This window comes from Pseudomonas sp. RC4D1, assembly GCF_018390395.1.
GTDB lineage: Bacteria > Pseudomonadota > Gammaproteobacteria > Pseudomonadales > Pseudomonadaceae > Aquipseudomonas > Aquipseudomonas danubii.
Map to the genome: position 1 here is coordinate 2,487,242 of NZ_JAHBAW010000001.1, position 21,529 is coordinate 2,508,770.

General features: G+C 65.1%; 15 protein-coding genes. 10 read left to right on the forward strand and 5 right to left on the reverse strand.

From position 1 onward, the window contains the following. Positions 1 to 5 precede the first annotated feature (5 nt). On the forward strand, positions 6 to 152 hold the full coding sequence (locus tag KHO49_RS11495) for a hypothetical protein (protein WP_170002285.1): 147 nt from the start codon (positions 6 to 8) through the stop codon (positions 150 to 152). On the opposite strand, the gene KHO49_RS11500 is transcribed toward KHO49_RS11495, so the two are convergent. Together KHO49_RS11500 and KHO49_RS11505 are read right to left on the reverse strand one after the other, a co-directional pair. Further along, positions 146 to 1,048 carry a universal stress protein gene (locus KHO49_RS11500; RefSeq protein WP_110652612.1) on the reverse strand — a complete coding sequence of 301 codons (903 nt, stop codon included), beginning with the start codon at positions 1,046 to 1,048 and terminating at the stop codon, positions 146 to 148. The genes KHO49_RS11495 and KHO49_RS11500 overlap by 7 nt on opposite strands. Positions 1,049 to 1,275: 227 nt before the next feature. Beyond that, positions 1,276 to 2,232, reverse strand: coding sequence for a LysR family transcriptional regulator (locus KHO49_RS11505; protein WP_213665030.1), 957 nt, complete (start codon positions 2,230 to 2,232; stop codon positions 1,276 to 1,278). A 95-nt stretch (positions 2,233 to 2,327) separates the two neighbouring features. Between KHO49_RS11505 and KHO49_RS11510 the strand changes: the two genes are divergently transcribed. The 7 genes from KHO49_RS11510 (at position 2,328) to aepX (ending at position 10,592) form a co-directional block, all read left to right on the forward strand. Further along, positions 2,328 to 3,554, forward strand: a complete 1,227-nt coding sequence (locus tag KHO49_RS11510; protein WP_110596827.1) for an MFS transporter — start codon at positions 2,328 to 2,330, stop codon at positions 3,552 to 3,554. Positions 3,555 to 3,556: 2 nt separating this feature from the next. Next, positions 3,557 to 4,381 (forward strand): hypothetical protein, encoded by an 825-nt coding sequence (locus KHO49_RS11515; protein WP_102882425.1) that lies wholly within the window; start codon positions 3,557 to 3,559, stop codon positions 4,379 to 4,381. Positions 4,382 to 4,482: 101 nt separating this feature from the next. Next, on the forward strand, positions 4,483 to 5,718 hold the full coding sequence (locus tag KHO49_RS11520; RefSeq protein ID WP_102882424.1) for an MFS transporter: 1,236 nt from the start codon (positions 4,483 to 4,485) through the stop codon (positions 5,716 to 5,718). A 271-nt stretch (positions 5,719 to 5,989) separates the two neighbouring features. Then, complete coding sequence (locus tag KHO49_RS11525) at positions 5,990 to 7,219, forward strand: pyridoxal phosphate-dependent aminotransferase (protein WP_213665031.1); 1,230 nt, start codon at positions 5,990 to 5,992, stop codon at positions 7,217 to 7,219. A 122-nt stretch (positions 7,220 to 7,341) separates the two neighbouring features. Next, positions 7,342 to 8,172 (forward strand): hypothetical protein, encoded by an 831-nt coding sequence (locus tag KHO49_RS11530; protein ID WP_102882422.1) that lies wholly within the window; start codon positions 7,342 to 7,344, stop codon positions 8,170 to 8,172. 87 nt (positions 8,173 to 8,259) lie between these two features. Then, complete coding sequence (fumC, locus tag KHO49_RS11535) at positions 8,260 to 9,645, forward strand: class II fumarate hydratase (protein ID WP_110596843.1); 1,386 nt, start codon at positions 8,260 to 8,262, stop codon at positions 9,643 to 9,645. 56 nt (positions 9,646 to 9,701) lie between these two features. Beyond that, positions 9,702 to 10,592: a phosphoenolpyruvate mutase gene (gene aepX, locus KHO49_RS11540; RefSeq protein ID WP_110652615.1), complete on the forward strand. Its 891-nt coding sequence runs from the start codon at positions 9,702 to 9,704 to the stop codon at positions 10,590 to 10,592. A gap of 353 nt (positions 10,593 to 10,945) precedes the next feature. Here aepX and KHO49_RS11545 read toward each other — a convergent pair whose 3' ends face one another. Together KHO49_RS11545 and KHO49_RS11550 are read right to left on the reverse strand one after the other, a co-directional pair. Next, positions 10,946 to 12,367, reverse strand: a complete 1,422-nt coding sequence (locus KHO49_RS11545; protein ID WP_213665033.1) for an efflux transporter outer membrane subunit — start codon at positions 12,365 to 12,367, stop codon at positions 10,946 to 10,948. Between the two features lie 58 nt (positions 12,368 to 12,425). Continuing rightward, entirely contained in the window at positions 12,426 to 13,226 is an 801-nt protein-coding gene (locus KHO49_RS11550) for a helix-turn-helix transcriptional regulator (RefSeq protein ID WP_102882419.1), read from the reverse strand. Between the two features lie 636 nt (positions 13,227 to 13,862). Here KHO49_RS11550 and KHO49_RS11555 point away from each other — a divergent pair. Beyond that, entirely contained in the window at positions 13,863 to 20,243 is a 6,381-nt protein-coding gene (locus tag KHO49_RS11555) for a non-ribosomal peptide synthetase (RefSeq protein ID WP_213665034.1), read from the forward strand. Positions 20,244 to 20,360: 117 nt separating this feature from the next. Here KHO49_RS11555 and can read toward each other — a convergent pair whose 3' ends face one another. Further along, complete coding sequence (gene can / locus KHO49_RS11560; protein ID WP_016963568.1) at positions 20,361 to 21,005, reverse strand: carbonate dehydratase; 645 nt, start codon at positions 21,003 to 21,005, stop codon at positions 20,361 to 20,363. Positions 21,006 to 21,157: 152 nt separating this feature from the next. Here can and KHO49_RS11565 point away from each other — a divergent pair, with 152 nt between their 5' ends. Next, complete coding sequence (locus KHO49_RS11565) at positions 21,158 to 21,490, forward strand: serine kinase/phosphatase (RefSeq protein WP_110652191.1); 333 nt, start codon at positions 21,158 to 21,160, stop codon at positions 21,488 to 21,490. The last annotated feature ends 39 nt before the right edge of the window (positions 21,491 to 21,529 follow it).

The following is a 21,529-nucleotide window of genomic DNA, read 5'->3' on the forward strand; positions in this document are numbered from 1 at the left end:
TGAAAATGGAAGGTTTTCTGGTGATTTTCTTTACCCAACAGAAGCGTCGTTATCACAGACCACCCAAGGGGCAGCGCAAGTCCGCAACTTGGGTCAAAACCACATCAGCACTAACAGCCGGCTGCGATAGTGGCGGTTTTTTCGTTCATTGATCCGCTTCTCCCGTGATGGCCAGAACGCTGCACGGCACCTGATGCAGAACATGCTCCGTAGTACTGCCAATAAGCTTGTCCACCCCTTTGTGATGGGTATTTCCCATTACGAAGACATCTGCTCGAGTATGAGTGGCAAATTCGGCCATCGCTTTGGTTGGCGGCCCCGCAATGAAGTGTCGCCGCTCAGGTGGCACGCCATGGCGTTCCGCCAAGGCAATGAAGCACTTTTCAAGTGACCGGCGCACGTCGTCGCTGAAGCCTGGCATCGTCACGGCGCCGGCACCCGCATCAGAGAAATGTGTGTGTGTCAGTTCATAGGCATACAGCATGTGCAATTCAGCCTCACATTGCGTCGCCAGTTCGTTCGCCGCCTGAATGATGCTGTCGTTGATTCCGCTGATCTGACCCTCTGGATGCGATGGATCAACCGCCGCCACAATCATCCGAGGAAGCGGACACCTGACTTCGCTGACCAGATGTAAGGGGGTCGGACATTGACGCAACAACTGCCAATCCAAAGGTGTGACGAATACGCGTTTGAGCGCTGATTCATGATGTACGTCCTTGATAATCAGGTCCGGCTGCATTTCAGCCACATGCTCAAGGATTGCTTGCAGCGGGTCACGGGTCACTGCAACTTCGGTGGTCACGTTGATGCCCTGCCTGCGCATGAGTTCGGCCTCATCCGTCAACCACTGCAGGTTCTCCTGCCGGCAACTCTCACGAAGTTGTTCGCTGTTGCTCATTAACCGCATAAGGTCGAAGTCTTCGATGAACACTGCGATATGCAGCGCGGCGCCCGTAGCGTCGGCCAGGGCGATTGCTCGCTCCATCGCCGGCGAGTGACGCATGGTGGGACCTGCGATCAGAAAGAGTCGTTGATATTGCCTCATGTGACACCTCCAGCGTTTCGGGTTATCCGCTAGCGCCCCCAGCACTCTCGCTTGTCCCACCATTGGCGACCTTTTATCGCCTCAACTACCTGGATCGACACTATCAATATACGCCTGCATCAGCGGCTGACCAGTTGCCAAGACTGTCGAAGTGTCTAGCAGACCTTTGCAGGTGCATGCCTACAGCAGAGAGTTCGTGGGCAGCGACGTCAATGGCAACGATCTGCTCATCGCTGGAGGTGGAGCAGAGGCCCGGGTGGCATGCCGCTAGCGCCCACAGATTGCGGTTGCGCCTGGAGCAATTCGTCGAGCACCCCCATGAAGGCGTCCACCAGTTGGCTGCGCCCCTGCTTGCGGGTCAGTACCAGCAGTTGCGCCGTGGCGCCGGGGTCCGTCAGCGGCCGGTAGGTCACGCCTTTTTTGGCCAGGGTCTGGGTGCAGCGGGGCACCAGGGCAATGCCCCGGCCGGCGGCGACCAGGGCGATGATCGAGGTGATCTGCCGGCCGCTGGGGCCCGGTCGCAGGGGCAGGCCGTTGCGTCGGTAGAGCTGTTCGATCGCCTCGTTGAGCCCCGAGCCGTAGTCCGCCGGAAACAGGATCAACGGGTGTTCGCTGAGCTCGGCCAGGGTCACCTGATCCTGGGCAGCCAGGGGGCTGTCGCTGGAGATGGCCGCCACCAGGGGTTCGTCCCCCAGGGACAGGGCCTGGATTTCGCTCTGCTCGCTGGGTGGCTGCATCCGGCTCATGCCGATATCGATTCGCCCGTCGACGATCTGTGACCACTGGCTGACCGACGCGCCCTCGACTAGGGTCAGCTGTACGTCCGGGTAGCGCTGGGCGAAGGCCTGGATCGCCTGGCTGAACAGGTCCGACAGGGCGATCGAGCTGGCGTAGCCCAGGGCCAGTTGCCCGGCGCTGCCCTTGGCCAGCTTGCTGGCCATGACCTGGGTCAGGTCCACCTGTTCCAGCACGGCCCGGGCGTAAGGCAAAAAGTGCCGGCCCTGGGCGGTGAGGGAGACGGTGCGACTGGTGCGGTCGAACAGGCGAAACCCCAGTTCGGCTTCCAGTGCCGAAATCTGCCGGGTCAGCGGCGGTTGCGCGAGGTGCAGACGCAGGGCGGCACGGCCAAAGTGCAGCTCCTCGGCGACGGTCAGAAAGTAACGCAACTTGCGTAGATCGAGCATCCTGTTCCCTGGGTATTGATCGGTCGTAAATCGGTATTGGTCTTGGGGTCGCGGGGTATTTTATAAAGGCCTTTCGTCATAAAACGAGAGGTTTCATGAATCCGCGCCAGCATTGTGCTCGCATCGCCCTGTTTTTGTGCGGTTGTGCGGCCTTTCTCAACCTGTATGCAACCCAGGGCATTCTTCAGGAGTTCGCCCAGAGCTTTCAGGTGAGTATCAGGGACGCGGGCTGGAGCATCACCGTGACCACCCTGGCGGTGGCCATCACCGCACCTTTTGTCAGCCGTTTCACCGGCCGTTTCCAGCAGCGCTCGGTGATGGTCCTGGCGTCCCTGCTTTTGGCGCTGCCGGCGCTGCTGGCGGCCTGTGCCGGCAGCTTTGCCCAGTTGCTGTTCTGGCGCTTTATCGAAGGCATGCTGATCCCGGTGGTGTTCGCCACCAGCGTGGCCTACATCGGCGATCGCTGGAGCGGCGGCACCGTCACCGAAGTCACCAGTCTCTACGTGGCCGGCACCGTGCTGGGCGGTTTCGCCGGACGTTTCGTCACCGGCTTCATGACCGAGTACGTCGGCTGGCGCGAGGCCTTCGCGCTGTTGGCCGGCCTGAGTCTGCTGATCGGCGTGGCCATCCATTTCCTGCTGCCGGCCAATGCGCCCGTGGTCAGCCGCCGTGCACAGAACCGCATGCGGGATCTGCGCGAGCTGTGCAGCCGGCCCTTGCTGGCGGCCTATGGCGTGGGCTTCTGTGTGCTGTTCTCCCAGGTGGCCACCTTCACTTACGCCGGGCTCTACCTCAGCCTGCCGCCCTTCGACCTGGGCGCCGCGGCCCTGGGCGCCATCTACAGCGTATTCCTGCTAGCACTGGTGGTGATTCCCATCGCCGGCCGCCTGAGCAAGTCCCGGCCCCAGGCCGAGTTGCTCAAGGTCGCGGCCCTGCTCGGGGTCGGCGGCTCGGCCCTGACCCTGTTGCCTTCGCTGTGGCTGATCGTGCTGGGCCTGGCCTTGAGTTCCACCGGGGTGTTTATGGCGCAGGCCGCCGCCAACTCCTTTACCACCGCCACCGCCCGCCACAACAAGGCCGGGGCGGTGGGGCTGTACCTGACGTTCTATTACCTGGGAGGCAGTTTCGGCGCTGTGGTCCCGGCACTGCTCTGGAGCCATTGGGGCTGGCAGGGCTGTGTGGCGCTGATCGTGGTGTTCCAACTGCTGTCGCTGCTGATTGCCTGGGGCGGCTGGAAGCCCCTCGAACCCGAAGCACCGGTCGCCGATCCCAGGCTGGTGAACCCCCTAGATGCATCATCCAACAAGGAATACGTGAGGTGACCATGAATAATGTACTGACCCGGCAGAGCCAGTTGTTGAAGATTGTCGAACCTGTGTTGAACGACATGCCGGCCAGTGTCTTGAAGCATGCGCTGTTCGAGGCGTTCTGGAGCGAAGAGAACGCCCTGGTGGACATCGAGAATGCCTTCGAGAAGCTCACCTCGCGCCGCCACGCGCCTGCCGTGCTGCGCAAGTTCTTTGCCAGCTGGTCGAAGACCAACAATTCCGCCACCAGCGTTTCCGGCCTGGCCAACCGCATCACCTTGCTGGCCCGCTCGGGGCAGGGTTCGGCAGCCGCCGACGGCCTCTATCGTGCCTGCGGCAGCCTGCAGCGCATTACCGATGAAGACCTGGGCGCTCTGGGCAACACCCTGCATTCAGACCTGTTCTACAACATGGCAACGCCCATTTGCGGCGACGATCAGTGGCTGCTCAAGGAAAACTGCCTGCCCTCGGCGCAAGGCTTCAAGGACTGGACCGACTTCCGCCGTCTGCGCGACCGCGATCTGCTCCAGGGCCTGCTGACCACCCTGATCCACGAGGTCTATACCCACGGTGAAGTGGAGTTCATCCACCCGCTGTACAAGCAATGGTTCGTACGCGACATGGGCGTGCCGGCGGAAAAGGCCCGGACCACTGTGGCCTGGGTCACGGTGCACACCGGCGGCACCGAGAGCAACCACTTCGCCCATGCGGTGGCGGCGGTCGAGGAATTCGTCGATGCCATGCAGGTGCGTGTCGACCCCAACGTGGCGCGGGAAATCTTCTGCGAATACCTGCAGCGCAAGGCCCGGGTGATGCGCGACTGCACCCAACTGTTGCGCTGATGGCGTGCGGCCCGGCCCTGGCGACGGGGCTTGTGGCTGGCCCAGGCTTGCCTATCCTGTGACTGATTCCTATCCCTTCGACCTCGCAGCCCGCCCCCAAGATGAATGACCTGAAACACAGCGCCTCCCTGGAGGCCATGCCGGCCACCGACACTTCGGTACGCCGCCGCTCCCTGGTGGCCGGTTGCAGTGCTCATGCGGTACACGACGGTCTCACCGATGTGATCTACGTGCTGCTGCCGATCTGGCAGGCGCAGTTCGCCCTGAGCTATGCCCAGATCGGCCTGTTGCGCGGGGCCTATTCCGGGATGATGGCCGGGTTCCAACTGTTGGCCAGCCGTGCCGCCAAGCGCTGGGGCCGCGAGCGCCTGCTGGTGGGCGGCACGGCGCTGGCCGGGCTGGCCTACCTGCTGGCGGGGCAGGCCGGGGGCTTGAGCGTGTTGCTCCTGGCCCTGCTGCTGGGCGGCCTGGGGGCCAGTACCCAGCATCCGCTGGCGTCTTCCTTGATCACCGACACCCATGAAGCCGGAGGCGGGGTCAAGGAGGCCCTGTCCCAGTACAACTTTGCCGGGGACATCGGCAAGACCCTGATCCCCGGCCTGGTGGGCCTGTTGCTGACGGTGATCAGCTGGCGCGCCAGTGTCACCCTGATCGGCCTCCTGGGGCTGGCCGCCGCGCTGTTGCTGTGGTGGCTGATTCCCTCCCGGGCCGTCACCGCGGCCATGAGCGAGAAGGCGCCCAAGGCGGTCAAGGGCCAAGGCTCGGCCAGCGGAATGCGTGCGTTGATCCTTACCGGCACCCTGGACAGTGCGGTGCGCATGGGCTTTTTGACCTTCCTGCCGTTTTTGCTCAAGGCCAAGGGCGCCGGCACCGCGGGCATCGGCCTGGCCCTGACCCTGTTGTTTGTCGGCGGCGCCTTCGGCAAGTTGCTGTGCGGTTACCTGGGGGCGCGCATCGGCATGATGAAGACGGTGTGGATCACCGAATTCACCACCGCCAGCCTGATCGTGCTGGCGGTATTTCTGCCCTACAACGGCCTGATGCTGATGTTGCCCCTGCTGGGCCTGGCGCTGAACGGCACCTCCTCGGTGCTGTACGGCGCGGTGCCGGACCTGGCGGGGGCCGGCAAACGCGAGCATGCGTTCTCGTTGTTCTATACCGGCACCATCGGTGGCGGGGCGCTGGCCCCGGTGCTGTTCGGCAGCCTGGGGGACGTTACCGGGATACCCCTGGCGGTGATGGCCCTGGCCGCCACGCTGCTGCTGACGCTGCCGCTGTCCTGGTACGTGCAGCGCGGCCTGGACGCCGATGCTCGGGCATTGTCCAGCCCTGGCTGATGCTTGCTGTCGACCCTTGAATCATCAGGCCCGGGGCTGTTCTGCCCGGGCCTGATGCGTTCTGCGCCCGGGCTCGCGGCAGGGGCCTCGCGGCCATCAGATATTTCTTACTTTTGCAGTATCAATCACGACGCAAACGGTATTGGCCGGACATTCTGACTGTCATCAGAATGTAAGAAGACTTGGCTGGAGCCCCCATCCAGGTTGGCTGCGCAGGGTGTTTCCCGAATTCGGGGCGCCTTGTTTCCAGATCGTTTTCGCAGGTAAGAACATGAATAACAGCGAAGCCACTGCAAGCCGATTTTCCTTGTCCAAGCGTGCCCTGGGCCTCAGTGCCCCCGGTACGTCCAGCATGCGCAGCAAAGCCAACGCCCTGAAGGAAAGCGGGGTCAAGGTGATCAACTTCGCCGCCGGTGAATTGTCCTTCGACGCCTGCCAGGACATGCGCACCGGAGCCATTGAAGCCATCGAAAACGCGCGCAACCGCTACACCCCGCCCATTGGCCTGCCGGCCCTGCGGGAAAAGCTCGCCCAGCAGGTCAGCCAGCGCACCGGCGTGACTTTTGCGGCCAATGAAGTGGCGGTGACCGCCGGGGCCAAGCAGGCCCTGTACAACGCCTGCATGGTGCTGCTCAACCCCGGTGACGAGGTGATCGTGCCGACCCCGTACTGGGAAACCTTTCCCACCCAGATCCGCCTGGCGGGCGCCACGCCCGTGTTGGTCGAGACCCGGGGCGACGACTACCGGCTGACCCTTGAGGCGGTGCAGGGCGCGCTGAGCGAGCGCACCCGGATGATCGTCATCAACACCCCCAACAACCCCACGGGCACCGTCTATCAACGCCAGCAACTGCTGGCGATCGCTCAGTTGGCCTTCAACCAGGGGCTCTGGGTGATGTTCGACGAGTGCTATCGCGGCCTGGTGCGCGAGCCCCATGAGCATCACAACATCCTTTCGCTGTTCCCGGCGCTGAAACCGCAAACCGTGCTGATCGACTCCTTTTCCAAGAGCCAGGCAGTGACCGGCTGGCGGATCGGCTACGCCTGCGCCCCGGCGCCGGTGATCGCGGCCATGCACAACCTCCAGGGCCACACCACCTCCAACCCCAGCAGCCTGTCCCAATACGCCGCGCTCAACACCCTGAACGCCGATTCATCGCAGTTCGCCGACCAGGTCAATCCGTTCCTGCAACGGCAGCTGCACGCTGCCCGCACCTACCTGGATCGCCTGGAAGGCATCAGTTACGCACCACCGGAAGGGGCCTTCTATCTCTACCTGGATGTCTCCTCCCGCCTGGGGGGCTACTACCGCGGCGAGCAGGTGCGGGATGTCGAGCACCTGGCCGACCTGCTGCTGACCGAGGCGCATATCGCCGTGGTCCCGGGCTCGGGGTGTGGCGACCCGCATTGCATCCGGATTTCCTACGCCGTCGAGTACCAGGAGTTGATCGAGGGGCTGGGCCGTTTCAACCAGTTCATGTCGGCCATCGTCATGGACTGACGGCGCTTCAAGTCGCCCGCCGTTGCACCGTCATCACCGCTGTTCCCGCGCCCCTGTGGTGGCCCGGGTGGCGTCGCTCGTCTTGCTGTCCGTGAAGTGAACAATAAATACAGGAGAGAAACATGGAGAGTTCCCGCAAAGCGTTCATCGGCTACGTGCACCAGGCCCTGGTGGATGTCGAAGACCGGAATCTGGTGGAGGCCCTGCTGACCGGCTTTGAAAACCATCCCGACAAGCTGGACGGCTACTGCCAGACCTATCAGCGCATGACATCCAGCCGCTGGTCCGAGGATTCGCTGTGCACCTTTTTCTGCGGCTGGCGCAGCCCTGATGGCGCGGCTCACGCCGTGTCCAGCATCATCGTGCGGCTGTTGCAGGAGTCCGCGGACCTGCCCGGCGACGACAACAAACTCAAGCTGCTGGAGGCCGCCCGGCATTGCGGCGAGATCATCGTCGAAGATGTCGGCCTCGGCGAAATGCACGGCCATCCCCACCATTCCAAGCTGTACCACCGCATGGCCTCGGCCATCTGCGGCTCCGACAACTGGCGCCTGCAGGACAAGTACCTGAACCCCATCACCAAGGAGTTCTCCACCTGGGTCGGGGAGAAACGCCCCCTGGCGCCGAACCTGGTGGAAGCCCTGGAGATGATGGCCCTGACCGAGCTGTTCAACACCGGCGAATACAACCTGATGACGCCGCTGTGGAAGAACTGGCTGCGCGAGTCCTGCGGTTATCCGGCGGGGGAGGCCAACCGCATCGCCGGCTTCCTCAGCGTCCATTGCGGCGCCGTCGAGGCTCGGCATTTCCGCCACGCCACCGACGCCCTGAAGCTCTACACCCAGGCCACCGGCCAGCAGATCGACTACCGGCGCATCGCCGCGCTCTCCGACGAGTACGTGGTGCGGGCCTGCGCGCACCTGGAAAAAATGGCCTCCGTGCTCAAGGCGTAGGGCCCCTGCAAACCGTGCCGGGCGCGGCGACGGCCCGGCCTCCCATGACTGACTGTGCTGCATAGCAAAGACTGGAGAACCATGAACATGCGTCTTGAATCCGACTCGATGGGTTCCATTTCCGTACCGTCCAACAGGTACTGGGGGGCTCAGACCGAGCGCTCGATCCTCAACTTCCCCATCGGCCGTTCGCGCTTCCAGTGGGGCGCACCGATGATCCGTGCCATGGGCATCCTGAAAAAGGCCGCGGCCCTGGCCAACCTCAAGCTTGGCGAACTGCCTGAAGCCATCGCGCTGCCCATCGTCAAGGCGGCGGACGAAGTCATCAGCGGGCAGTTGGATGATCACTTCCCGCTGGTGGTGTTCCAGACTGGCTCCGGCACCCAGTCCAACATGAACGCCAACGAAGTGATCGCCAACCGGGCCATCGAGATGCTCGGCGGCGAGCTGGGCAGCAAGAAGCCCATCCACCCCAACGACCACGTCAACCGTGGGCAGTCGTCCAACGACACCTTTCCCACGGCCATGTACATGGTGGTGGTGACGGAAATCTTCGAGACCCTGCTGCCCGGGGTGGCGACTCTGCGAGACACCCTGTTCGAAAAATCCCAGCAGTATCGCGACGTGGTCAAGGTCGGCCGGACCCACCTGCAGGACGCCACCCCGATCACCCTCGGCCAGGAAATCGGCGGCTGGGTCGAACAGATCGACTACGCCCTGGGGGCCATCGAACTCAACCTCGGCGGCCTCTACGACCTGGCCATCGGCGGCACGGCGGTGGGCACCGGGCTCAACTCCCACCCGCAGTTCGGCGACGAGTGCGCGCGAATCATCGCTGAGCTCACCGGCTACCCCTTCAAGTCCTGCGCCAACAAGTTCTTCGCCCTGTCGGCCCATGACGCGCTGATCAACACCTCGGCGGCGATCCGTACTCTGGCCATGGCCCTGATGAAGATCGCCAACGACGTGCGCTGGCTGGCCAGCGGCCCGCGCTGCGGCATCGGCGAGATCGACATTCCCGAGAACGAGCCGGGCTCTTCGATCATGCCGGGCAAGGTCAACCCGACCCAGTGCGAGGCGCTGACCATGGTCTGTGCCCAGGTCTTCGGCAACGACGCCAGCGTGGCCTTCGCCGGCAGCCAGGGCAATTTCCAGCTCAACGTCTACAAGCCGGTGATGGTGCACAACGTGCTGGAAAGCATCACCTTGCTGGCCGAATCCTGCCGCGCCTTCAACGACCATTGCGCAGTGGGCATCGAGCCCAACCGAGCGCGGATCGAGGCCAACATCGAGAAGAACCTGATGCTGGTGACCGCCCTCAACCGGCACATCGGCTACGACAAGGCGGCCATCATCGCCAAGACCGCCCACCAGGAGGGCAAGTCCCTGCGGGAGGTGGCGCAACAGCTTGGCTACGTTTCGGCCGCGGATTTCGACCGCTATGTGGTGGCCCTGGACATGACCCATCCCTGAGCCCTGGCCGCCGCAGCCAACCCGCTGTTCCTACTCACAAGAGGCGCGTGAATCCCATGCAGGACGCTGATATTCGCCGAACCCACCTCAGCCAGTTGCTGCGCCGCAAGCGCTGTCTGCGGGTCCTTGAAGCCCACAGCCCGATCTCGGCGCTGCTGGCCGAACAATCCAGGCTGGAGCGCGGGCCCGGGCCCAGCCTGAGTTACGACGCCATCTGGTCCAGTTCCCTGACCGACTCGACCCACAAGGGCCTACCGGACATCGAGATCCTCTCGCCCAGCAACCGCCTGCACGGCATTCGCGAGATCTTCGATGTCTGTTCGCTGCCGATGATTTTCGACGGCGACACCGGGGGCAAGGCCGAGCACTTCGCCATCCACGTGAAGATGCTGGACCGGGCCGGGGTCTCGGCGGTGGTCATCGAGGACAAGTGCGGGCTGAAGAAGAACTCCCTGTTCGGTACCGCCGTGAGCCAGGTCCAGGACAGCATCGAGGAATTCTGCGAGAAGATCCGCGTGGGCTGCGCCAGCCGCAGCCATGCAGAACTGCTGATCATCGCGCGCTGTGAAAGCCTGATCCTCGACAAGGGCATGGACGACGCCATCGAGCGCTGCCTGGCCTATGTCGCCGCCGGCGCCGACGGGATCATGATCCACAGTCGGAAAAAGGACGGCCTGGAGATTCTCGAATTCGCCCGGCAGTTCCGTCGCCAATGCCCGCGGGTGCCGCTGATCTGCGTACCCACCAGTTATGCCCACTTGAGTTTCGACGAGCTGGAAGGAGCCGGCTTCAACGCGGTGATCTACGCCAACCACATGCTGCGCAGTGCCTACATGGCCATGCGTGATGTGGCGGTGGGCATTCTCGAACATGGCCGGACCCTGGAGGTGGAACCCCGTTGCCTGGGCATCGAGGAGATCCTTGATCTGGTGCCGGGCACCCGTTGACCGCGGGCGACAGCGGCGGTCCCGAGCATTCTTGGAAGATTCTGGTTTTATCCCCGTCGATTGCGCGACTGAGGATATGCAGGAATAAGAATTTTCTTACATACGTTGCCAGGACCGCTGCTTAGAATTGCCCCGTTCGCCCGGCCAGCCACCACAGGCTCCATGCCCAGTGGTGGTTTCTGGTCAGGGCGGGCTGCAACATCGCAATACCTGCCTGCCCGGTCCGTGTTCTGCCTACTGCCCTTGGTTGGCCGGGTCGGCACTTCAGGTTCGATGCGTTCAACATCCCCCGCTAGCCGCTACTTCCCCCTCCAACCTAGAATCTCAATTCGGACCTCAAGCCGAGGACCGCGTCAGGGTTGTGCCTGGGTGCCGGCCAGGCTCGGTGCTGCGCTCCAGGCGCCCCCCAGGGCCCGGTACAGGTCGACCTCGGCCAGCAGCTGCGCCAGGTGGTCGTTGATCAGGCCCTGCTGGGCGCTGAACAGCGAGCGTTGGGCATCGAGGAACACCAGGTTGCTGTCCACGCCGATGCGATAGCGATGCTCGGCCAGGTTGTAGTAGTCCTGGCTGGCCTGCACCAGATTGCCCTGGGCCATCAATTGCTGCTGATAGGTCTGGCGAGCGGCCAGGCCGTCGGCTACTTCCTGGAAGGCGGTCTGAATCGCCTTTTCATACTGGGCGACGCTGATGTCCTTCTGCAGCCGGGCGTAGTCCAGGCTGGCGCGCAGGCTGCCGGCATTGAAGATCGGCAGGTTGATCTGCGGTTGAAAGGTCCAGCCGCCAGCCCCTCCCTTGAACAGCCCGGAAAGCTCCTTGCTGGAGCTGCCGGCATTGGCAGTCAGGCTGACGCTGGGGAAGAACGCCGCTCGGGCCGCGCCGATGTTGGCGTTGGCGGCCTGCAGTTGGTACTCGGCCTGGAGAATGTCCGGGCGTCGCTGCAACAGGCTCGAAGGCAGGCCCGCGGGCACCTGGGCCAACATGCCTTCGGCCAGCCTGCGCTGGGGCAGGTCGGCGGGGAGGGGCGCCCCCACCAACAGGGTCAGGTTGTTCAGGTCCTGGGCCACCTGGCGCTGGTAGCGGGCCAGGTTGGCCCGGGCGCTGTCGACGCGGGTGCGGGCCTGGGCCACGTCCAGGGCCGAGATCTTCCCGGCATGGCCGTTGCGGGCGGTCAAACGCAGGCTCTGCTCATCCGCGGCCAGGGTCTTGCGGGTCAGCTCCAGCAGTTCCTGGTCGGCGCACCAGGTCAGGTAGGCACTGGCGACATTGGCCACCAGGCTCAACTGCGCGCTGCGCCGGGCTTGCTCGCTGGACAGGTAGGTCATCAACGCCTGTTGGCTGAGGCTGCGGATGCGGCCGAAGAAATCCAGCTCGTAGGCGCTGATGCCCAGGTTCGCCCCATAGCTGGAATTGATCAGCGCCTTGCCACCGGTCATCTGCTCGGGCAGCCGCTGGCGCTTGCCGTTGACATTGGCCGACACCGCCGGCAGCAGGTCGGCGCGCTGGATGCGGTACTGGGCCTGATAAGCCGCGACGTTCAGCGCCGCCACCCGCAGGTCGCGGTTGTTGTCCAGGGCACTGTGGATCAACTGTTGCAGCAAGGGGTCCTGGAACAGGCCGGACCAGTCGGCTCCCGCGGTGCCGGCGGCCGAGGCGTAGGCCAGGCCTTGAGGGTAATGGGCAGCAACCGGCGGCGCTGGGCGTTGGTAGTCCGGGATCAGCGAGCAGCCGCCGAGGGCCAGGGCCAGGGCCGCCAGGATCGAAGGGGAGGTACGCATATCAGCCTCGTGACAAGGACATCCTGAAGGTGGACGACAGGGGCGCAGCAAGCGCGCCTCAGGCGCCGACCATCCACTTGGCCAGGCCGTGGCGGCCACTGACCCCGAGCTTGGCGGCGGCACGCTTGAGGTAGGTTTCGATGGAGCTGTTCTTGACGCTCAGGCGCTGGGCCATTTCCGGCACCGTGCCTCCGGTCAACAGCCCCAGGCAGACTTCTTTTTCCCGTGCCGAAAGGCTGATGTCCCCCAGGGACAGGCGCTCGTCGAACTCCCGTTGCAGGGGCGTCTGCTGACGCGCATCCAGGGGGCGGCTGCTCCAGCTGCGCAGGTTCTTCAGGGCCTGTTGCCGGTGCAGTTGGGCATGGCGCTCCAACAGCGGCAGCAGGGTCGCCGACAGGCTCTTGAGAAAGGACAGTTCGGCCAGGGAAAAACCGCCCTGGGAGGGTTCGCGGTAGAGGGCGATGACACAGCGGCGGTTGGCTTTGCGCGAGACCAGATGGCATTGGTGCGGGGTGTGGCGTGATGTTCCGCCCTGGGCCTGGGCATTCATCTGAATCAGCAGCGAGTCGTCCATTTCCAGCATCTTGTGCAGCAGCGGATCATGGCGTCGCGGGGGCTCCGGCAGAGGCAGGTCCTCCTGCAGCCCGGCCCGCCCCAGCAAGGTGATTGCCAGGGAGCTGGCCTGGCGTTCGTCGAGGGTCCACTCACTGAGCAGCAGTTGGCTGACCGGCACCAGCTTGTCCACCAGTTGCAGCATGTCCCTGGCGAATCCGCAATGGCCGGTACTGGAGATCAACTGCCCCAGTTCGAAGTAGAAGGGTGGAGTTTCCATGTTGGCGATACTGCTGGTCAGACCCATATCCTTATCATCCTTGATCGAGACAAATCGCTGATCGAAACGCGGTCGCCACGGTGGCCCGCAGCACAGTGTTCATGTACCTGATTTGGTCGGAAAAATCTGATTTAAGCCTAAGAATTTACTTCGCGTCTGTAGGGGTAAACCGGGACACGCAGGCCGCATCAGAGCGCTGCCGGGCTGTCCCCGTGGGCCGGCAACAGGCGCGCAATCCCCGCTGGCGTTCGTCCTCGCGGTTGTGCAAGGCGCTGCCGGCACAGGCTCATCAGGCCTTGGCGGCAAGGCAGGCGAGGCCAGGAGCCTCATGTACGGGTGGTCAATGTCCTACAGCTATTTCAGCCGATCCGCAGCAGCGTCCCGGCGTTGATGGTGCCTGCCCGGGGGCTTGCCTGGCGGCCTGCCAGAGCCGTTCTCAAGGCCTTGAGCCTGCTCCGACAGGGCCCAGGAATGTCCGGGTTTCGGGTGACATACAGGGTGTGGGGCCGATGCTTAAATCCGCGGACGCTGGTGCCCGGGCCCATCACATGAGAAGGATCTTATGATGCGTTTTTCTGCCTTTGCCGTGGCCGATCTGGTCGCGCCAATCACCCTTGTCATCCACGGTGCGCTGCCTGCTGGACGTTCAGCGCCGGTGATGGCATGAGCGCCGGGGCGGAGCAGGCCCAAGGCTTGCCGCTGACCACCGGGCAACGGGATATCTGGCTCGATCAACTGAGCCGCGGTGACTCGCCGCTGTACAACATCGGCGGCTATGCCGACCTCAAGGGACCGTTCCAGCCCGAGCTGATGCAGCGCACGGTGGAGGCGCTGGTGCGCAAGCATGATGTGCTGCGCACGGTGCTGTCCCTGGAGGGCAGCAGCGACGGCTTGCCGTTGCAGTACTTCGACCGCGACTGGCCGGTGCAGTTGGTATTTCACGACCTGTCCGCCGAGGCCGACCCGCTGGCCACTGCCCTGGCGCGGATTCACTGGCAGATGCAGCAGCCGTTCAAACTCAGTGGCGAACGCCTGTGCCGTTTCTCGCTGTTTCGCCTGAGCCCCGAGCATCACCTGATGCAAGCCGAGGCCCATCACCTGATCCTCGACGGTTGGGGCTTTGCCCAGTTGTCCCAGTCCTTGGGTAGCCTCTACAGCGCTTTGGCGCGGGGCGAACAACCCGGCCCTGGCGCACCGTCCTTTGTCGATTTCATCGAGGACGACGCGCGCTACCAGCAGTCCAGCCGTTATGCCCGGGACCGCGACTACTGGCTGGCCAAGTACCAGAGCCTGCCGGAGCCGCTGCTGCGCCCGCGCCATCGTCCGGGCCAGGAAGCCGGGACGCCCGGGGCGACCCTGGTGCAGGCCTTTCCCGCGGCCCTGCATGAGCGGATGAAAGCCCTGGGCACAAGCATCGGGGCTTCGGCCTTCCACGTGCTGCTGGCGGCCTTGCATGTGTATTTCGCCCGCACCGGCCAGCGCGACCAGTGGGTCCTGGGCATGCCGGTGCTGAACCGGCCCAACGCCGCCTTCAAGGTGACCCTGGGCTGTTTCACCCAGGTCAGTGCGGTGCACATGGACTTCGGCCGCGAGCTGAGTTTCGAGGCACTGGTGGCGGCGGTGCGGGACGTGCTCAAGCAGGATTATCGCCATCAGCGCTTTCCCCTGAGCGAGCTCAATCGCGCCCTCGGCCTGCTGCGTGAAGACCGCGGGCAATTGTTCGAACTGACCCTGTCCTATGAACTGGAGGACCTGCAATACCGCTACGGCGATGCCGTGGCCTCGTCGGTGAAAGTCTCCAATCGCCACGAGCCGACGCCCCTGGCCATTCACCTGCGCAGCAACCGTTTCGACGACAACGCCTGGATGCATTACGTCTACGACACGGGGTATTTCCAGCCCCATGAGATCGAGGCCCTGGCCGCTTGCCTGATCCATGTGCTGGAGCAGGGGTTGGCAAACGTGGCCTTGCCGGTGCAGCAGTTTTCGCTGCTGAGCGCAGAGCAGGGCGCGCGTTTGCAAGGGTGGAACGCCACCCGCCAGCCGCTGGCTGCCGAGCAGCGCATCCACAAGCGGGTCGAGGCCTGGGCCCAGCGCACTCCGGGCGCCGTGGCCCTGGTTGCCCAGGGCCAGCAGCTGAGCTACGACCAGCTCAACCGCCGGGCCAATGCCCTGGCCCTGCACCTGCAAGGGCTTGGGGTCGGTCCCGATCAGCGGGTGGCGATCCTGGCCCGGCGCAGCCTGGAGACCCTGGTCGGCCTGCTGGCGATCCTCAAGGCCGGCGCTTGTTACGTGCCGCTGGACCCGGCGTATCCCCCTGAGCGACTGGCCTACCTGCTGGAGGACTGCGGGCCGGTGGCGCTGCTGACCCAGGCCGGTTTGCGCGAGCGCCTGCCGAGCCTCGCGGTGCCGCTGATCGAGCTGGACGATCAGCAGTGGCAGTCAGGCTCGGCGCCCGGTCCTCAGGTGCCCGGGCTGACGGCGCAGCACCTGGCCTACGTGATCTACACCTCCGGCTCCAGCGGTTTGCCCAAGGGCGTGATGGTGGAGCACCAGAGCCTGTCCGCCCTGGTGGACTGGCATTGCCGGGCCTTCGAGCTGCAGGCCGGCAGCCACACCTCCTGCCTGGCCGGCTTCGGTTTCGATGCCATGGCCTGGGAAGTCTGGCCGGCCCTGTGCGCCGGGGCGACCCTGCACCTGGCCCCGGCCAGTGACGGCCCCGAAGACCTCAATGGGTTGCTCGCCTGGTGGCGGGCCCAGCCGCTGCAGGTGAGCTTCCTGCCCACGCCGGTGGCCGAGTACGCCTTGAGCCAGCGGCTCGGTCATCCGACCCTGCGCACCCTGTTGATCGGTGGCGATCGCCTGCGCCAGTTACCCGAGGCACAGCGCTTTGCCCTGATCAACAACTACGGCCCCACCGAAGCCACGGTGGTGGCCACCTCCGGGAGCATCGAGGCCGGGCAGCCGCTGCATATCGGCCGGCCCATCGCCAATACCCAGGTCTATCTGCTGGATGAGCGACAACGCCCGCTGCCCATTGGCATTGCCGGCGAACTCTATATCGGTGGCCACGGGGTGGCCCGGGGCTACCTCAATCGTGACGAGCTGACGGCCGAGCGTTTCCTCGACGATCCCTTTAGCGACCGGCCCGGTGCGCGCATGTACCGCACCGGCGATCTGGCTCGCTGGCTGGAGGACGGCCGCCTGGAGTACCTGGGGCGCAATGACGATCAGGTGAAGATCCGTGGCCAGCGCGTCGAGCTGGGAGAAATCGAAACCCGCCTGGGCGCCCATCCCGCGCTGCAGGAGGTGCTGGTCCAGGCCCGGGACGGCCAGTTGGTGGCCTGGTTCACCGCCCGCGAGGCCGTGCCGATCAGTGATCTGCGGGACTTCCTGCGCCGGCAGTTGCCCGACGCCCTGGTGCCCGTGGCCTATGTACGGCTCGAGGCATTGCCCCTCACCGCCAACGGCAAGCTGGACCGCCAGGCCTTGCCCGCCCCCGGGCCCGAGGCCCTGGTCAGCCGCGAGTACCAGGCCCCCCAGGGCCCACTGGAAACCACCCTGGCCCAGCTCTGGGCCCAGGTGCTGCAGGTGCAACAGGTGGGCCGCCACGACCATTTCTTTGAACTGGGCGGCCATTCGTTGCTGGCCCTGGAACTGATCCAGCGCATGCAGGAGCAGGGGCTGCATGCCGATGTGCGGGTGCTGTTCGGCCAGCCGACCCTGGCCAGCCTGGCGGCGGCGGTGGAGGGCCGGCAGGACGTGGAAATCCCGGCCAATGGCATACCTGCCGATTGCCGGCACATCACCCCGCAGATGCTGACCCTGGTGGACCTGGACCAGGAGAGCATCGACCGGGTACTGGCCACGGTTCCCGGCGGCGTGAGCAACGTGCAGGACATCTATCCCCTGGCGCCGCTGCAGGAGGGCTTGCTCTACCACCACATGACCTTTGCCGCGCATGACCCGTACCAGCAGCACGCGCTGCTGGCCTTTTCCCGTCGCGAGGACCTGGACGCCTTCGCCCAGGCCTTGCAGGCGGTGATCGAGCGCCATGACATTCTGCGCACCAGCCTGGTCTGGGAGGCGACAGAGCAGCCGCTGCAGGTGGTCTGGCGCCAGGCCCGGTTGCCGGTGGAGCAGTGGCAGCCGACGGCCGAGGGCGGCTCGCTGGCGGAGCAGTTGCGCGAGCATTACCACCCGCGGCACAACCCGCTGGATATCCGCCAGGCACCGCTGCTGGCCCTGGCCTGGGCCGAGGACCGGCCGAACCAGCGCTGGCTCGCGCTGCTGCGCTTTCATCATCTGGTCAACGATGCCACGTCCACGGCCTTGCTGATGGCGGAAATCGCCGCCCACATGAACGGCCGGCAACAGCCACTGGCGCCAGCCTTTGCCTACCGTGACTACGTGGCCCGCACGCGGTTGGGGCAGGCCTCCCATGCTGCGTTCTTCCGTGAATACCTGGCCTCGGTGGACCAGCCGACCCTGGCCTTCGAGTGGCAGGAGCGTGCGGGCGAGCCGGTGGATCAGCAGCATGCCAGTGCTCTGCTGGATCACGACTTGAGCCTGCGCCTGCGTCATCAGGTGCGGCAGTTCGGGGTCAGTGCCGCCAGCCTGTTCCACCTGGCCTGGGGCCTGGTGCTGGGACGCTCCAGCGGCCGCGAGGACCTGCTGTTCGGCACGGTGCTGCTGGGTCGCTTGCAGGCCGGTGCGGGAGCGGACCGGGCCCTGGGCATGTTCATCAACACCTTGCCGCTGCGTCTGGAACTGGCGGGGCTGACGGTGGCGGCCGGGTTGCGCCAGACCCAGGAACGCCTCAGCGCGCTGCTGGCCCATGAGCAGGGGCCCCTGTCCCTGGCTCAGCGTTGCAGCGGCGTGGCGGCGCCGACGCCGCTGTTCAATGCCTTGCTCAACTACCGGCACAACGTCGCCGCCGACGCCCAGGCCCTGTTGCAGGGGGTGCCAGGGGCGCAATGGCTGAGCAGCGAAGAAGTGCTCAGCTACCCCTTGATGCTGGCGGTGGACGACCTGGAACCGGGCTTTCGCCTGGGAGCCCGGGCGCCCCGGCGGATCGGCGCGCAGCGCCTGCTGGACTACCTGAGCTGCGCCCTGGAGGGGCTGGTCCAGGCCTTGGAACAGGCACCGCAGACCTTGCTGCAGAGCCTGTCCGTCCTGCCGGCGGCGGAGTATCGGCAGCAGATGCTGGCGTTCAACGCCACCGCGTCCGACTACCCCAGCGAGCTGACCCTGCACGGGCTGTTCGAAGCCCAGGTCCGCCGCACGCCCCAGGCGATTGCCCTGCAGGCCGGCGAGCAATGCCTGAGCTACGCCCAGCTCAACCAGCGGGCCAATCAGCTGGCCCATCACTTGCGCGAGCAAGGGGTGGGGCCGGACGTGCGGGTCGGGCTGTGCGTGGAGCGCGGCCTGGAAATGCTCATCGGCCTGCTGGGCATCCTCAAGGCCGGTGGCGCCTATGTGCCCCTGGACCCGGAGTACCCGCCGGAGCGGTTGAGCTTCCTGATCAATGACAGCCAGCCACTGGCCGTGCTGGTGCACCAGCCCACCCGGGCGCTGCTGCAGGCCCAGGCCGTGCCGCTGATCGATTTCGACCGCGACCACTGGCAGCACCCGGGCCAGGATGACCCTGTGGTGCCGGGGCTCGGGGTCAGGCACCTGGCCTATGTGATCTACACCTCGGGCTCCACCGGCAACCCCAAGGGGGTGATGGTGGAACACCGTGGCCTGGGCAACCTGATGCACTGGAGTTCGCGACTGTGTGGGGCATGCCCGGGCGGCACCTTGCTGCAAAAGGCCCCGTTCAGTTTCGACGGCTCGGTGTGGGAGCTGTTCTGGCCCCTGGTCAGCGGCATGCGCCTGCTCCTGGCGCGGCCCGACGGCCAGCGTGATCCGGGCTACCTGGCGCAGCTGGTGCAAGCGCAGCAGGTGACCATGATCAAGTTCGTGCCGGCGATGCTCCTGCAGTTCCTGCAACTGGAGGAGAGCGGACAGTGCCACAGCCTGACCGACGTCTTCTGCGGTGGTGGCGAGCTTACCGAGGCCATCGCCCGGCTGTTCCAGCGGCGCCTGCCCAAGGCCCGGTTGCACAACGTCTACGGTCCCACCGAGGCCACGGTGGACAGCAGTGCCTGGACCCTGGAACCCGGGGCCCCTGTACCGCCGGTGCAGTTGCCCATCGGCCGGGCCATTACCAATACCCGGCTGTATGTGCTCGATGCCCATGACCAGCCGGTGCCCCTGGGGGTCAGTGGCCAGTTGCATATTGGCGGCGTCGGCGTGGCCCGGGGCTACCTGGGCTTGCCGCAGTTGCAGGCCGAGCGCTTTATCGACAGCCCCTTCGTGGCCGGTGACCGCCTGTACCGCAGCGGCGATCTGGTGCGCTACAACGCCGACGGCGACCTGGAGTTCCTCGGTCGTAACGACTTCCAGGTCAAGCTGCGCGGGCTGCGCCTGGAACTGGGGGAGATCGAGGCACGGCTGGCGCAACACCCGGCCCTGCGCGAGGTGGCGGTGCTGATGCGCGATGAGCGCCTGGTGGCCTATTTCAGCCTGCACCCGGATCAGGCGCCGCCGGGTATCGAGGCACTGCGGGCCCATGTCCTGGAGCAGTTGCCGGAGTACATGGTGCCGGCCGCCTATGTGCGGCTGGCATCGCTGCCCCTGAGCGCCAACGGCAAGCTGGACCGCAAGGCATTGCCGGAACCCGGGGTGGACGCGGTGCTGAGCCGCGAGTTCGAGGCGCCCCAGGGCGAGCTGGAAACGACCCTGGCGCGGCTCTGGGCCGAGGTGCTGCAGGTCGAGCGGGTGGGGCGCCATGACCATTTCTTCGAACTGGGCGGGCACTCCCTGCTGGCGGTCAGCCTGGTGGCGCGCATGCGCCAGGAGGGCCTGCATGCCGATGCCCGGCTGCTGTTCAGCCAGCCGACCCTGGCGGCCCTGGCGGCCCATACCCAGTACCAGTTGCAGCGCCTGGAGATTCCCGCCACCACCATTCCCCAGCTCAAGCGCCAGCGGCGTCTCTGAGCCCATCTTCGGCCTTGCAGGTGCGCCCGCCCCCCGGCCCCCCCACCCCCCGGGCGCCCCCCCCGTCCCCCGCCCCGCGGGGGCCGCCCCCCCCCCCCCGCCCCCCCCAGCCCGCATTCAGACGGCGCCGAGGGGACGCAGGCGATATTGCGGTGGCAGTTGTTCGAAACCGCTGATGGTCGTGTCCAGGCTCTTCCAGCGACCGTCCTTGATCCCGTAGATGCAACCGTGGATCGACAGGCTCTGCCCGCGATGCCAAGCGTTCTGCACGATGCTGGTATGGCCGACGTTGGCCACTTGCTGGATCACGTTCAGTTCGCACAGGCGGTCGACTTGTTCTTCTTCCGTGGCCAGTTGTGCCAGCGCCTCGCGGTGCTCGTAGTACAGGTCACGGATCGAACGCAGCCAGCCATCGATCAGGCCAAACTGGCGATCCTGCATCGAGGCGCGCACGCCGCCGCAACCATAGTGGCCGGTGACCAGGATGTGTTTGACCTTGAGTACATCCACCGCGTACTGGATCACCGACAGGCAATTGAGGTCGGTGTGCAGCACGACGTTGGCCACGTTACGGTGCACAAACAGGTCGCCCGGCAACATGCCGACGATCTCGTTGGCTGGCACCCGGGCGTCCGAGCAGCCGATCCACAGGTACTCCGGAGTCTGCTGGCGGGCCAGCTTGGAGAAGAATTCCGGATCTTCCTGCTTGATCGCTTCGGCCCAACGCGCGTTGTTATCAATCAGATCTTGTAGTTCGTTCATGCTGTGAAGCCTCAAGAATGATGCGCAGCTTTGACAGACGAGTGCCTGTCGAGGTCACGCCAATAACGGCAGATACCGGTTATCCCTGCCGGGGAATCTTCACCGGGGCTGTGGGTCCACCCTGCAAGCCCCTAAAAGTATGAGCAATCGCCATGACCGAATCACGACGCCCCTTCAACGCGCCCCAGCCCGAGCCGATCGACGATGATCAGGATCGCATGGGGTCCATGGAGGAACTGCATTTCGATGACGACGAACCCGGCGCCCTAAGCAGCACCGGCCTCACCAGCGACGGCTCCAGCGACGACGACCTGAGCCCGGAAACCCTGATCCGCGAGGATGGGGCCCGTTCTGCCCGGGAAATCGGCACCGATAAACCGGCGGACTGGGATCTGAGTATTGTCGATGCCACGGACATTGGGGGTGGCAGTGGTCTGGATGAAGCCGAACTGGCACGTCGCGACCCGCTGGACGGCAAACCCTGAGCTCGGCGCCACATTTAATGACGCCCTCTCCCGTAGGAA